This window comes from Colwellia sp. RSH04 (assembly GCF_003545765.1).
GTDB lineage: Bacteria > Pseudomonadota > Gammaproteobacteria > Enterobacterales > Alteromonadaceae > Colwellia.
The window spans coordinates 88,523-103,670 of record NZ_QXIO01000001.1; the positions used below are offsets into that span (position 1 = coordinate 88,523).

At 36.7% G+C, this 15,148-nt stretch carries 8 protein-coding genes; 3 read left to right on the forward strand and 5 right to left on the reverse strand.

Annotation, left to right across the window (positions count from 1 at the left end; translation table 11 throughout):
• Nucleotides 1-25: 25 nt before the first annotated feature.
• The 3 genes from D1094_RS00355 to nirB are packed head-to-tail and all read right to left on the reverse strand — an operon-like array spanning nucleotide 26 to nucleotide 4,480.
• Complete coding sequence (locus tag D1094_RS00355) at nucleotides 26-1,492, reverse strand: NarK family nitrate/nitrite MFS transporter (protein ID WP_118958105.1); 1,467 nt, start codon at nucleotides 1,490-1,492, stop codon at nucleotides 26-28.
• 2 nt (nucleotides 1,493-1,494) lie between these two features.
• Nucleotides 1,495-1,905: a nitrite reductase small subunit NirD gene (nirD, locus tag D1094_RS00360; protein WP_259337772.1), complete on the reverse strand. Its 411-nt coding sequence runs from the start codon at nucleotides 1,903-1,905 to the stop codon at nucleotides 1,495-1,497.
• A gap of 49 nt (nucleotides 1,906-1,954) precedes the next feature.
• Nucleotides 1,955-4,480 carry a nitrite reductase large subunit NirB gene (nirB, locus tag D1094_RS00365; protein WP_118958106.1) on the reverse strand — a complete coding sequence of 842 codons (2,526 nt, stop codon included), beginning with the start codon at nucleotides 4,478-4,480 and terminating at the stop codon, nucleotides 1,955-1,957.
• Between the two features lie 342 nt (nucleotides 4,481-4,822).
• Between nirB and D1094_RS00370 the strand changes: the two genes are divergently transcribed.
• The 3 genes from D1094_RS00370 to D1094_RS00380 all read left to right on the forward strand — a co-directional run bounded on the left by D1094_RS00370 (nucleotide 4,823) and on the right by D1094_RS00380 (nucleotide 7,085).
• On the forward strand, nucleotides 4,823-5,407 hold the full coding sequence (locus D1094_RS00370; protein WP_259337773.1) for a protein tyrosine phosphatase family protein: 585 nt from the start codon (nucleotides 4,823-4,825) through the stop codon (nucleotides 5,405-5,407).
• A 176-nt stretch (nucleotides 5,408-5,583) separates the two neighbouring features.
• Complete coding sequence (locus tag D1094_RS00375; RefSeq protein ID WP_118958107.1) at nucleotides 5,584-6,636, forward strand: hypothetical protein; 1,053 nt, start codon at nucleotides 5,584-5,586, stop codon at nucleotides 6,634-6,636.
• The gene (locus tag D1094_RS00380) at nucleotides 6,627-7,085 is read left to right on the forward strand and encodes a hypothetical protein (protein WP_118958108.1); all 459 of its coding nucleotides are present in this window, start codon (nucleotides 6,627-6,629) and stop codon (nucleotides 7,083-7,085) included. The genes D1094_RS00375 and D1094_RS00380 overlap by 10 nt, the downstream gene beginning before the upstream one ends.
• A gap of 294 nt (nucleotides 7,086-7,379) precedes the next feature.
• Here D1094_RS00380 and D1094_RS00385 read toward each other — a convergent pair whose 3' ends face one another.
• Nucleotides 7,380-7,733 carry a hypothetical protein gene (locus tag D1094_RS00385; RefSeq protein WP_118958109.1) on the reverse strand — a complete coding sequence of 118 codons (354 nt, stop codon included), beginning with the start codon at nucleotides 7,731-7,733 and terminating at the stop codon, nucleotides 7,380-7,382.
• 13 nt (nucleotides 7,734-7,746) lie between these two features.
• On the reverse strand, nucleotides 7,747-14,796 hold the full coding sequence (locus tag D1094_RS00390; protein WP_118958110.1) for an Ig-like domain-containing protein: 7,050 nt from the start codon (nucleotides 14,794-14,796) through the stop codon (nucleotides 7,747-7,749).
• Between the last annotated feature and the right edge of the window lie 352 nt (nucleotides 14,797-15,148).

Below are 15,148 nucleotides of genomic sequence, written 5' to 3' on the forward strand. Positions count from 1 at the left end.
TTCGTATTATATTTTTATCTGAGTCTTAATTAACTTTTATTAACTCGACACTACCATCAGGTAATATTTCAGCCATGCTACCTTTTGGCTCTTGCATAAAGTAAAGCATTAATAGACCAATAAAGGCACTAAAGGCAATTACAGCAAAGAACACCGAGTAACTCACAAACGATAATACCGTTAAGTAACACACGGCACCCACATTACCATAAGCGCCTGTCATTCCTGCAATTTGACCTGTTAATCGACGTTTAATTAATGGTACGGCAGCAAATACTGCGCCTTCACCCGCTTGCACAAAGAATGAACATGACATCGCGGCAGCTACTGCTAAAAAGAGTGGCCATTCTCCATTAATAAGCGCCATAACAGCATAACCACAACTTAACCCTGCCGTTAATATTACTAACGTGGTTTTACGTCCGTACTTATCACTAATCCAGCCGCCTAGCGGTCGAGAAAGCAAGTTCATAAATGCGTAGCTTGAGGCAAGTAAGCCAGCATAAACGATATCAAGACCAAAGGTTTCGCTAAAGAATAAAGGTAACATTGAAATGACCGCTAACTCACTGCCAAATGTAGCAAAATACAAAACATTCAATACTGCCACTTGTTTAAAAGAATACTGGTGTATAGGATCAACCTTAGAAGTAAATACTGATTTATTAACCTGATATGCGGCAATAATCTCATAAATGTATAAAGCGACTAACACTAAATACACCAAGACACTAAATTCAAACGAAATTAAACTGACGCCAGCAGGTGACAACTTCCAGTTCAATAACGCTAGTGCACCAAATAACGGTAATTTCATGACAAGTAACAAATAAAAATCACCTACACTGGTTACTTCCATAGCTTTTGAGCTTTTTGGCTTAAAATACGTTGCGCCTTGTGGCGTATCACGTACACCGAAGTAAAATACAAAACCGTAAATAAAACTAATAATACCCGTAATACCTATCGCATAACGCCAGCCATCGTCGCCGCCAAAAGCTAACGCAATAATCGGTAAGGTAATTGCGCCAGCTGCTGAGCCAAAGTTGCCCCAGCCGCCATAAATACCTTCAGCCAAACCAAGCTGATTGGCTGGAAACCATTCACTTACTAAACGAATACCAATAACAAACCCTGCACCGATAAAGCCAAGTAAAAATCGAGCTAAGGCTAATTGTTCAAACGTGTCACCTATGGCAAACATAAAACATGGTATTGCACAAATAATCAGTAATAAGCTGTAGGTTTTTCGTGGCCCGTATAAATCAGTTACCACGCCAATAATAATTCGCGCCGGAATTGTTAAGGCAACATTTAATATTAATAAAGTTTTAATTTGAGCTGAAGTTAATGAGAGTGATTCAGCAATAAGCCCAAGTAAAGGTGCATGGTTAAACCAAACAAAAAAACTAATAAAAAAAGCAACCCAACTGAAATGAAGTGTTTTCATTTTTGGCGTTAACGACCAAAAACTAAAGTTTGACGAACTCATACTTATGCCTCCGTCGCTGCTGTTTCAAGTGCAGCGCATAGTTCAACAACACTGTCTTTAACGCGTGCTTTATACGTTGGAATTACAATGCTTTCATCTTGTAAGCATTTACCCGTTGTTAAGCAATACTCTTGCTTTAACAACGGGGATGCAATGCGGTAGCTGTTCTCTTTTTCGGTGATTAAACCGCGCGATAGCACATTTGCTTTACCAAAAGGGTCGTAATTTCCTACCGCTTTAATCTCACTTTCTTCTCCAAGTGCTTTTGAATATAAATGGAAAATAGCAACCTGTTCACCATTAAATTCAGCACATACGCCGGTATTTTTTGCAATATCGCTTAATTGACAAATAGCAACCCAGTCTTGGCCTGACATGTCACTGCCTGATAACGCTTTAGCTTCTGTTGTCATGAGTGTCCCTCTAATTTTAATTTTTAAATTTTTGTTCAAGCATTTGGTATTAAGCCATTTCTGCTTCTTCTGCTTTGCGTGCAGGTTGAATTTGATCGCGTACCGTTGTAAAAATCACGTTGTCATCTAACTTATCGCTATTGATGAAGTGATTGAATCGTTTAAGTTTTTTCGGATCTTCCAAGGTCGCTTTCCATTCACATTGGTAGGTATCAACTAAGTGTTCCATTTGTGTAAGCAATTCATCGTTAATAGAAAGTTTGTCGTTAATCACAACATCTTGCAGATAAGCTAAGCCACCTTCAAGGTTCTCTAACCAAACCGAAGTACGTTGTAAACGCTCAGCAGTGCGAACATAGAACATAAAAATAATATCGATGTATCGAATTAAGGTGGCATCATCAATATCACTGGCAAATAAATCCGCATGACGAGGACGCATACCTCCGTTACCACCCACGTATAAATTCCAACCTTTATCGGTGGCAATAACACCAAAGTCTTTACTTTGCGCTTCTGCACATTCTCTAGCACACCCAGAAACAGCCATCTTTACTTTATGAGGAGAACGAACACCGCGATAACGCTGCTCAACTAAAATGGCCATTGCTGTACTGTCTTGCACACCATAGCGACACCACGTACTGCCGACACAAGACTTAACTGTGCGTAATGATTTTCCGTAGGCATGACCCGTTTCTAAACCTGCATCGACCATTTTTTGCCAAATCACAGGAAGCTGAGCCAATTGAGCACCAAACAAATCTATACGTTGACCACCGGTAATTTTGGTGTATAGCTGATACTCTTTTGCGATTTCACCAATAGCAATTAACTGCTCAGGAGTAATTTCACCGCCTGGTACGCGTGGCACAATTGAATAAGTACCATCTTTTTGCATATTTGCTAAGAAGTTATCGTTGGTGTCTTGTAAGCTAACGAGCTCTTCATCAAGAACATGTTCATTCCACAATGAAGCAAACATTGACGCTGCCGCTGGTTTACACACTTCACAGCCATCGCCACTGCCGCATTCAGTAATTAAGGCATCAAAACTACGAATTTTTTTCACTCGAATAATATCGAATAACTCAGAACGAGAGTAAGCAAAATGACGACATAAGCTATCATCAACACTAACCCCTAATTTAGCTAACTCACTGTTTTGTACCTGTGTGAGTAATGGTACACAACCACCACATCCTGTACCTGCTTGCGTGCACGATTTAAGGGCAGCAATATCATGAGCACCATAGGCAACCGCTTGACTGATTGCTTCTTTACTCACGTCATAGCAAGAACAAATTTGTGCACTACAAGGCAATGCATCTACACCGCTTTCTCCAGTACCAGCTTCATCATCTAGCTCAGGTAATAGCAAGTATTCAGCAGGACGCGTTAATGGCATATTATTAACAACAAGTTGCAGCCATTGCCCGTAATCACTGGTTTCACCCACAAGTACAGCACCCAGTAATTGCTTACCATCGCTGCTTACAACAACCTTTTTGTAAACCCCTGCCGTTGAATCAACAAAACTAAAACATTGTGCATCGGGAGTTTGCGCATGGGCATCACCGATACTGGCAACATCAACCCCTAGCAGTTTCAATTTGGTGCTCATATCAGCACCCTTAAAGGTTTTTGCTTCGCTTTTATCTTGTGTTGTTAAGTGACTTACTGCGACTTTAGCCATGGCATAACCTGGTGCAATTAGACCAAATATTTTACTCTCCCAAAGTGCACATTCGCCAATGGCATAAATATCTGGGTCACTGGTAACACAGTGTTCATTAATAGCAATACCACCACGTTCACCAAGGGTTAAATCACTCACTCTGGCTAACTGATCTTGAGGCCTGATGCCCGCAGAAAAGACAATAACATCAGTTTCAAGATAAGTACCATCAGCAAAGTTCATGCGATAGCGGCAGCTTTCTCCTTTAACAATTTCTTGGGTATTTTTTTCTGTATGAACGGTTACACCAAGATCAGAGATTTTACTGCGCAGTAAATCACCGCCTTCTTGGTCTAACTGTACTGCCATTAAACGCGGAGCAAACTCTACTACATGAGTTTCAAGCCCTAGCTGCTTAATCGCATTAGCGGCTTCTAAGCCAAGTAAGCCCCCACCAATTACCACCCCAACTTTGCTTGATTGGGCTGATTCAGCTATTGCATCTAAATCATCTATGGTGCGATACACGTGAATGTCTTCTTGGTCTTTTCCTGGCACTGGCGGTACAAAAGGAATGGAGCCTGTTGATAACACTAACTTATCGTAAGCAACTTCTTTACCTGATTCGGTAACAATAGTTTTTGCTGCTCGGTTAATGCCCGTTACTTTTTCGTTTAAATGATACTCAACGCCTTTTTCATCATAGGCTTGTGGTGTGGTTAGTGCTAAGTCATTCCCAGTAAAGTAACTGGTAAGCATTACTCTGTCATAAGCGAGCTGCTTTTCTTCGGCAAAAGTGACAACTTGAAATTGATCACTATGATTATTCGTTAATTGATCAATAAAGTGATGACCAACCATACCATTCCCGACAACAACAACTCTTTGCTTACTCATAATGCAACCCTATTTAACCAATGTGATTTTCGTTAACTAGGTATTCGCAAAATTAGTACCAAGACAAAAAAGAGAAACAAATAAAAACATAACCTATTGTTTTTATTTTATTTAAAAGAAAAATCATGACGATTAACTCATAAACCACAAGGCAGGTTATCTACGTTTATGCACAGTTTTAATTCACTGGCTGCACCAATGAGGGTATGCAATAAAAAATACCACCAGCAAATAAAAGAAGGGAGTACTTAAAAAATGTAAGCAAATATTCTCTGCTCTTTAAGTTTTTAACGTTTACAAATAATATAGGGCGTGTTGACTCAATTAGCCAAATAATAAAACATGAAACTATCAACCACATTATTTCAAAGAACTTTTGTTCCCTGCGCCTTAATTCGCAACACTTTTATTAACAGCTTAATACTCAGTAGCTTGTTAATGATCACGAGCTTAGCTCATGCAGCAAAAGATCAACTAACTCCTCAGCTTAACGACTTAAAGAACTTTCAAATAAATACTGCCTCCATGCTAAGCTCAGGCTTACCTAATCAACAGCACTTTGAGATACTTAAGAACAATGGCGTAACTAAAGTGATTGATTTGATCCCAGGCGATCGAACAAAAGAAGCGCAGTTAATGAAAGCGATGAAACTCACTTATCATAATATTGCTGTTGAATGGAACAATCCAACCGTTGAAAACTTTGATGACTACATAAGTTATATGAAGCAATTACCTAACGATAATTCGAAAGTATTAACCCATTGTAAATTAAATTGGCGCGGTGCTGTTTTTACCTATTTGTATCGTGTTACCCAACTTAATGAAGATGAAAACATTGCCAGACAAGACATGGAAAAAATATGGCAGCCAAATCAAATATGGCAAGCATTTATAACTAAAGTGAAAGCAGCCCACCCTAACTAAAATTACCATCTTTAAATTACCACCTTTAAATTACAGAGCTAACTACTGGTTTGCTCTGTAATCATATCTTTACCTTAGAAAAAAAAGAACGAAAAAATAAAACACCTCTGCTTAACTTATTGAATAAACTATATTAAAATCGCCGTCCACTATACTTAAAGGAAGATATAATAAGAATGAGGATACTCACCCAATTCATAGTTTTAGTAACGATTTCACTGGTCGTTTCTGGCTGTAAAGTAACACCGGCAAAACAAGTTTATACACCACCAACAACTAACAAAACGATTAATGTTTACTCTTTAATCCCTCAAGATGAATTAGAGGCGCTATACCCTGTACAAAACAGTTCAGCTGCTACAGCTCAATTTGGCTTAGTCGGTGCTTTGGTTGGTGTTGCTATTGACACTTCTATTAATAAATCGAACGCTGAAATCGCTGAAGAAAATTTAGTCGGTATTCGTAACGAGTTATTGCATTTAAATTTTGATAAATTATTTGAAGAAGAAATAGTTAAAAAGCTCGATACTAATATCAACGTTGGTACGATAAAAACGGTCAAGTCTTATGATGAGTTAGAGAAACTAATTTCACCTAATGAGACTTACTTAGTTTTAAACACACACTATAAAATGGATATTGATTTTAGAACGCCTTTTATTGTAACGAATGTGAGCTTAAACCAAAAAGGTCATGGCAAAGGGAAAACTAAAGTTAAAGATAGTATTTTATATAAAAATACCTTTACCTATTTTGGCCTATCTCTACCCGCCCCCATAAAAACACAAGCACACATAGATGCTGAGGTTGCAAAGATAAACGAAGATTTTTATAAGCTAAGCGAAAAGAAACAAAAATCTAGAGAAGCTAGACTTAAACGTCAAAAGAAAATTAAAAAAGCAAGGAAATCAGATTTAGATTTTGAAGGAGCGAATAAAATTACAGCTCATGCTTGGAGTACTGAATATAAAGAAGAACTAGATGTAAATCTACGAAATGGTATACAGCAATTATTTACGTTAATAGCAAATGATATTGACGATAAAACATTGCCTGAAACTTATGCCAAATCAGGTATTACATTAGCAGGTTACCCTAAATATCATAAATCGATATTAGTTGAAGAAACAGATACACGAAAAGTTATCCGATTTAGTGAAGGACACAGGGCAGGAGCAATATGTTCGATGCCTAAAGAAGAAAGTCTTGAGAAATTAGTTTGCCTTTAACTAAACGAGTTATTGTTGCAATAATATGCTCTGTGATCATAAGTGCTTGTCAAAGTACTTATGATCAAACTTTGTCTTGTGATGTAGGGGTGCAATTTACAATAGATGAATCTTTATATTCAAGAACACTCGTGGACTATAACGAATTACTCAAAGATATTAATGCACAATATCCATCAACACAGAAAACTAAAAATGAAGAAAAGCTCCCTTTAAAGCTTATTAAAGCGTATGTGCGTCCTGATATGTACATACTAAAAGCGACAGTGGTATTAAGTAACCAAGATAGTAAAACCGAGCAAGTTACTTATTACAGAGGCTCTCATGTTGATGCTAATCTAGCCAATACTGATGGTGAATACCAATTAGCATTAGAAGATGCCGTAGTTGAGGCCATAGACAAAGCTATTGAAGTTAAAAAAGAACAATGCGTTAATACAATTAATTAAATCTAGCCATACAACATCCTTGAAATAATTCTAGGTAATTTATAATTAAGTTTCCTGATCAAAAAAGGGCAATAACATTGCAGCTATTACCCTTTAAGTTACCTATCAATTAAATCAGTTAGTGATTCTCAGATACCATATTGATGGTATGTTCACTTTTGTTGGACCACAATTTACTTAATCCTTGAAAATATACCAGCTCAGTTTAGATATAATAAATAAAATTTTAGTTCGACTTAACTCTAATAACATAACAATTTCTCTTTTTCACCATTACAAGACATACAACTAATTCTAATTATCTTTTTTCTTACTATAGGCTAACAGCATAAGTAAGCTAATACTCAATAGTAGAATAAATAGAGCAGCATTCAAAAGTAATAATGAGTCCAGCTTTTGAATTAAGTCAAGAGATAGCTTAACTACTACTTCAGTTTCCCCTCTTGAGACTTTTATCAACTTATTTAACAGTTCAATATCATTCATCAACTCTAAATTTTCTATTGAAACTACTGATAAACCATAATCTGTAAGGAAATTTACAAAATCTTTTAGTTTAATTAAATAGGTTATGGAAAAACAGAAACCTACTATACAAGTATTAATAACAATTACTAATAGTGATAATTTTTTTTTACTTATTTTCATATGTTCATACCTCTTAAGCCCCAGGAGTTAATGACAGTATTGCACATGCTGAACCTGCAGCAATTACAGCCACACCAGATAAAAAAGGTGAAGGTGGAGAGTTTAATAACTCTGACTTTAGTTGTTGGTCAATGTCAGAAATTATATCTAAATAATCTGTAAACCCTTCTCGATCTCCATTTGCTAAGCACTCCTTTGCTCTATTTTTTGCTAAATTTTTAAGGTGAGTAAGGTTAAGTTTTGCATCACTAACCGCAGAATTAAAATCAATTGCTGTTGAAACTAAACCGATGCCTTCTACCGCAGCCACACAAGTAGCAACATTTGCTGCCTCCCTACCATTAGGATCTATCAAATTAACAGGGTCTCCACTTACATAGCCGTAAACATTCAACCCGCCATTTAAGCCAATAGGATCTTTTGTTGTCCATCTACCACTTTCAACATCATAATCTCGCGCACCAAAGCGAGTAAGTTTCGTGTGTTGATCGTAAATCCCCCCAGCAAAACCAAAAGGCTGAAAGCCTGGGTTGCTATCAAAAATGATATTTCCCCAAACATCATAGTCAAGGCGTTGAGCTACCGTTCCATCACTCGTATTTATAATTAGTCTAGGACTTCCTAAATGGTCTGAAATAATGCGATAGATTTTGCCCTTTTTTCTCATATAGTCAGGTACAAAATCTTTACTTCCATAAATAAAACGACTAACAACAGAGCCATTACCATCAAGTTCTGCAATAGGGTTTAGCTGGTCTTTATATAAAAAGCTTTGCATTAGCGTATCATTAACTTTTTTACCAACACGTCTATTTTGTCCATCAATGATGTACTCAACTTGTACAGTATCAGGTGAATTTTCATCTGGAATTGCTGCACTGATAAGATTACCAAGAACATCATAATGATAAAGACTGACTTTATTTGTAACTGAGTTAGTCTTACTAACTAAATCGCCATTCTCACTATAACTATAAAGGTTATCATCATGAGCTTTTAATCTATCTTGAGCATCAAAACTAGCAATAGCCACTCCATTAATATGAGTGCGGTTACCATTATCATCAAAGTTATACCGGCCAGTTATTACATCATTAGTTTTAACTATCGATAATTGTCCTAATAAATCATACTCATAATCAAAAATAGTGGTGACACCTTGAACAGTTTCAATTTTTTGGATAATTCTGCCAAGTTTATCTCTTATGTAGTCAACTGAATAAACATTATCGTCATTTACACTAAAGTTTAATAACTCGCCAAAGTCGTTATAAACATTACTCGTAGTGATACTACCTAAGCTTGTCCCCGTTATTAAACCGCCTCTTTGTGACGCGCGGTTAATAGTTAAATCACCTGCAAGGGAAAGGAATAAATCTTTATCGTAGGAGAAGCCAATACAACTAGTTGAATTCACACAGCGCTGAACCACTTTAAAATCATTATTAAAGGCTTGACTCACTTTACCACTTACTTCACCTGTTAACTCTGCAGATAAGACTAAAGCACCATCATAAGAAAACTTAAGAGTACTAGCATCTGGGGAAGTAACCTGCTCTATTTGCCCACTGATAGAATTGTAATTATAGTCAAAAATGCCTCGCGGTATTTTAGTTCGAATTTTATGCCCTTTAGTTGAATCATAGACATGTTCCACTTCTTGCCCATCAGGCAAAGTAATTAATTCTAACTGTTTATCAAGGTTGTAACTATATTGCGTACTACTATTAAATATATCATCCGTATTAGGTGGAGTGTATCCACTTATTTTATCAACTGAAGAATAATCATAACTATGTACTTCATCATTAGCAGGCGTTATAGAAGTTATATTTCCATTTGCATCATAGCTATAATTTATAACATTGTTGTTTGGTAAGGTTTGAGAGTTTAAGCGTCCAGCGCTATCATAAGTAAATTTAGTTTCTCGATTAGCGGTATCTACAATACTTTCTATAAAGCCTTGCTGGTGACCAGAATTATAATAATTAAAAACAGTATTTCTTGAATATTGACCTGTACCTTGACTAGTCATTTTCAGGTTTCCATCATTATTATAACTCATATTAACTGGCTCTAAGCCGAAAGTATTACTTTGAACTACGTAACCTTTATCGTCTAAAGTTTTAGTCGATAACCTGCCCTCTGCGCTAGTATAAGTCCACATATTGCTTAATGAATCATACTGGTTTTGACGGATATTACCATTAACAACAACTGTATTAATTAATGATGTATGGCTTAATAATTGAGACTCATCAGCTAGTACAACCTTCTTATTAGCAGACAGGCTGTTTTTTAAGCCGTTCGGTGTAGTTAAAACGGATGATTTTAAACTAGGGGACATCATACCAAACCTTGGATCAGCAGTAGATTCTGATATTAAAACATTACCGTTAGGGTAAGACGTTACCTCTTTACCATCAGTAGTATAAAATACTCTTGTAACACTACCATCACGCGCAGTATTAATTTTTTGCATCTCCCCTGTAGATAAAGGTTCTACAGCAAATTGATTAACACGCCCTTCAGCAGTTACCATGTTTACTTGGTAGCCTATTTCACCAATACTTTCATCTGCTCGGACATGTTCAATAAGCCAACCACCGCCCGTTGGCTCTATATCCCGTACAAACCGACCTAATCCATCATACTGATAACTATTTGCCTCACCTGTAGCCTTTGTGTGGCTTTTCATAAGCCCATTTTGCGAATATGTGAACTTATTCGCCTGACCTTCGGGGTTAGAAATACTACTTAAAAAGCCATTCGCATCATAACTAAGCTCTGTTCTATGCTCATCAGGAGTAATAATAGCTGATACTTTATTTTCTGCTTCTCGATCTATTTTGGTTACTCGGCCATTAATATCAGTAATACTACTTAAAAGCCCTTCAGTAGTATAAGTGAAGCTATATAATTCAGCATTGGTTACAGTATCCAATGTCTTCAGATGATGCCCATCTTCAGAAAAGAAATAAAGTTCATTTCCAGAGCCTGCAGGTATTACGATATCATCGCCAGTTGAAAACTCTGGGAAGAAATTACCTATTCGTCTAATTCGGTGATTAAATCTATCGGCGATAAAAATGTTATTATCAGCTGCAACAGAAATATCTCCAATGGAATCAAACATAGCTCCAATGGCTAAACCATCGCCATTAAAACCTGAAGAGGTATTTCCTGCAATAAGTCTAATAATACCAGTTTTGGATAGTTGATAAATTTGATTATACCTAACGCTAAAATATATATTCCCAGTTTTATCGATAGCTAGATTTCTGGGACTATATAATTGAGCTGATAGTGCACTTACACCATTTATGGCTGTCAGGTGTCCTCCACCAGCAACTGTTCTTAATACTCCATCTGTGCCTACTTTTCTAATTAGATCGTTATAATCATCTGTAAAATAGAAACTTCCATCATCTGCTATTACAACCTCGCGAACACCTGACAATCTTGCTTCTAAAGCCATAACGCCATCAGGACTGAAACCAGCGCCCCTCTTTCCTGCAATATTTTTAATAACACCATCTGGGGTAATACCTATTATTCGGGTAGACTCGGCAATAAATAAAGTTCCATCTTTCGCCAGTTTGACATCAGTAGGGTAATTTAATTCAACATCTGAAGCTTGAACACTATCATTATCTAAAGATGATGAACTCTCAATGGCAAAAGGCTGTATAACTTGCGGCATACAATCTAATTCACATGGAGGTTCTATAAAACTATTCCCAGCAACGGTACTAATAACACCATCGACTGAAACTTTCCGAATACGATGATTTAATTCATCTGCAAAGTATACTTCATTATTATATACTGTAATTCGGCCACCACCGATATTCATAGTTGCATTGATAGCGGATCCTCCATCACCCGAAAACCCTTTTTCACCTATACCTGCTATAGTTGTAATAATTCCGTTTTCATCAATTTTTCGGATTCTTGTTCCTGAACTATCTGCAAAATAAATGTCACCATTATCTGCAATAGAAACACTTGTAGGATCGTTTAAACTAGAATGAATTGCTTGCTCCCCATCTCCAGAAAAATCGCCATTACCATATCCTATATCGGTACTACCCGCTACGGTATATACTGCACGTTCATTTACTTTCTTGGCTGTTTTTTTTCCTCCAGTCCCTAAATGTAGCTCGTTTGAATTTTTATCATAAGCATGCATATTACTTATAGACCAAGATCCCATATTGCTGATTCTAGTATTTAGTCGACTAGGAAAGCTTGGTGACTTCAACCTTTTAACCCAGACTTTGTTTACAGTTCGGTTCCTAACACTTCCCGCCCGCTCAACACCTTCTTGAGCGCAATTAGGCCTACCGAATTGATTGAAGCCACTGATATTTTCAAGTGATGGTGGGCAATAAGTAACTGAATAGGTATAACCTACAGAGATCTTTGCTATGGCACTATCAATAACCCTTCCATAGTTTCCATAGCCATCCCAAATAAAGGTATAATTTTGATTAGGAATTGCAGGAAAGCTTTGACTATGTAATCGACCAGCCACCATTATATTAAGCTCAACGCTTAATAAACTTGCAGGAATGTTATCATCAGTTAAAGGGATTTCTACTACATTACCTGACTGATAACCTGAAACCCTATCACTTTGATAGTGAAGAGATAAAGTGGAACCTACAATTGGTATTTTTTCTCCTAAGACCTGACTCTGGGCTTTAATAATACACCCGTCACATTCATCTTGCTCTTCATCTTCTGGTATATCATCTTCAGGTGTTTCAGGCTCATCTTCCAATGGCTCTTCTGCATCTTCAGGTAAATTAAATGGCCAATTACAATCCCATGGGGTAAAGTGAGAAATTGTAGAACGCCAGAAAGAGTCACCTATAGTGAAGGTTTTGGCCAATTGATACCTTTCATCCTCAGTTATAGCTAATTCATCCAATGCACTAGCATCAGCAATGTTACCGTCACCTGATATATCTAAATCAGCCATACCATTCGTAATGCTCAATATCTCAACAACACGACCATTCTTAGATGGTATCCATGCCGACTTTTCTAAGTTATACCAACCTAAAGGAACCCCCCAACCAGTAGGAAACTTCAAAAAGTTATTAACATAAAATGGTATGTCCATATTGAAGTCAACACGATTTGCCCCTACAGCAATTGCTTCATCAACACTCAATTCAACAGCATAAGTATAAGCAGAAAAAGCAGGTAACTCACCAGGCATAGCATTAAGACCACTATCTCCAACGGTATATTCTGTAGCCCTCACATGCAAAATAGGTAATTGTTTAGTATTCCCATTAGGCATTTGCATAGAGGCTTTAACTCCCTTAGGGAAAAACAATGTAGCTTGTCTTTCTCCATCAATATCACTTTGTAAAGTACCTTGCGCAACTTGAAAATTTTGGTTATTAGTCAGATCTATTTTTGTCACTTGCTCATCTAGAGGGATCATCACAATATCATCTAAAATTGCGAAATCGCGCCAAGGGGTATCAATTTTTCTTTGAACCGGAAGGTAGCCATCCTTTCTATAGTTAACAGTAATGATTCCTCCACCATTAACAGCCATATCAAACCAACCATCAACCCGACTTAAAGTTTGACCAAACTCAGGGTGATCTTTAATAGATATTGAGACTCCAGTTAACGGGGTACTATCCCTATTTAGAATTTTTCCTCTCACAACAGCAACGCGTTTAGCTGATATGTCCTCTGTCAATACACCAGTTTGAATAGGGCTTGTTCCTGAAAATAAAAACTCGATAGAATCTTTAAAATCAATCACCTTATTAGGGTTAAGGATCGGGGCAATATCTTCAGGATTTGGTGGTAATGCGACCCCACTTGACGGTTTAACCACAAGCATAAATGGTTGACTGCTTTCTCCTCCCATACTATCAGAAACACTAATTTTAACTTGATGTTCCCCTATTTGTTTTGAGGTTGGAACCCAGTTAACTACACCGCTAAGAGGATTTATACTCATACCTTCTGGGGCAAGTTCTAAACTAAAATTTAAAGAGTCACCTAAATCAGGATCGCTAGCCATAACGGAATATATATATGGCTCTCTTTCATTACAGTTCAAAACAGGGGTACTTGTTATTAACGGAAAATCATTTACATTAGAGATGGTAATTGTGACCGTAGAAATATTAGAGTTTAGCTCACCATCACTAGCAATATATTGAAAGCTATCCTGCCCATAAAAATCATCGACAGGTGTATATGATACTGTCGAACCACTTAATTGGATGGTTCCATGCTTAGGGGTAGAGCTTAACTCAAAAGTCAATGAGTCTTCATTTGGGTCTGTCGCTATCAGTTGAATATCTGTACTGTGATCTTCATTGATCTCAATGAGAATATCATCGGCAACAGGCGCTTGATTAACACTAATCACATTGAGTTTAAATTGCTGTTCAGCATTACCATGAGTATCATCAATCACTTGAAATATAACATCATGAAGTGCTATTTGAGTATTAATAGGTGTCCAACGAATAACCCCATTATTAGTAGTCATACCTTTTGGTGAAGATACTAAGTGAATTTGAGCTTGTTCCCAATCCAGTGGAATATTGGTAGTTATGGCATATTGAAATAGATCACCACTAATAATTTGATTTGTAGGCAGAGATGTAATTTCTAACTGAGGTAAAAGTTCTACACCTGATACATTAAGTTCAATACCACAGTTTGGTTTACTGTTTAACTTAACACTGATTATGTTATTTTCTTGAAGAACGACATCAGATTTTAATATAAAAAATTGTTGGTTAAAGTCACTTTGTGAATAGACTGTATTACCATTTAGCGTAATAACGGCACTTGAAATTCGGCAATACTGTTTATTCTCTCCGCCATTAAAGACAGTTAACTGAAATTGCTGCCCTGCTTGATAATTGAACTGAACCGTTTCAACTTTTGGCTTACCTTTAGCTCGTACAAAGGAAGTATTTTCAAGTAAAGTTATTGACGAAGCTTTTGCTTCAAGTGAAAGTACTACGGTGCAAGTTAGTAAAAAACAGACGAATGCTAATTTTTTGAGCATGAACAATCCTTGTTAATAATAATCCAAATTATATCAGTAATTATGCACTATGCATTCAATAAGCAACTATAATTGCATACAATACACACACATCGACATCAAACCATACAAACATACAAAAAAGTAAGCAAGTTTACTTTGACTATGCATTAGAACAAAAAAGTACATATTATTCCTTTACAAAAAATTTATGGGATAAATGAATTTTCCATAGCTGATAGAAAGGAAAATTTATCAGAACTTCCTCGAACATCATTAAAGCTACTGTAAGTTTTTAATTAAACGATGCTTAACTTAGATTTTTATATGCCTATGCAAACTTTTTTACGAAAGCTAACGAGAGCGTTTAGCT

What these genes read in the sequence shown, in the direction of transcription:
- nirD (WP_259337772.1), bottom strand. Translation starts at nt 1,905, where the DNA reads ATGACAACAGAAGCTAAAGCGTTATCAGGCAGTGACATGTCAGGCCAA.
- D1094_RS00390 (WP_118958110.1), bottom strand. Translation starts at nt 14,796, where the DNA reads ATGCTCAAAAAATTAGCATTCGTCTGTTTTTTACTAACTTGCACCGTA.
- D1094_RS00385 (WP_118958109.1), bottom strand. Translation starts at nt 7,733, where the DNA reads ATGAAAATAAGTAAAAAAAAATTATCACTATTAGTAATTGTTATTAAT.
- D1094_RS00370 (WP_259337773.1), top strand. Translation starts at nt 4,823, where the DNA reads ATGAAACTATCAACCACATTATTTCAAAGAACTTTTGTTCCCTGCGCC.
- D1094_RS00375 (WP_118958107.1), top strand. Translation starts at nt 5,584, where the DNA reads ATGAGGATACTCACCCAATTCATAGTTTTAGTAACGATTTCACTGGTC.
- D1094_RS00355 (WP_118958105.1), bottom strand. Translation starts at nt 1,492, where the DNA reads ATGAGTTCGTCAAACTTTAGTTTTTGGTCGTTAACGCCAAAAATGAAA.
- nirB (WP_118958106.1), bottom strand. Translation starts at nt 4,480, where the DNA reads ATGAGTAAGCAAAGAGTTGTTGTTGTCGGGAATGGTATGGTTGGTCAT.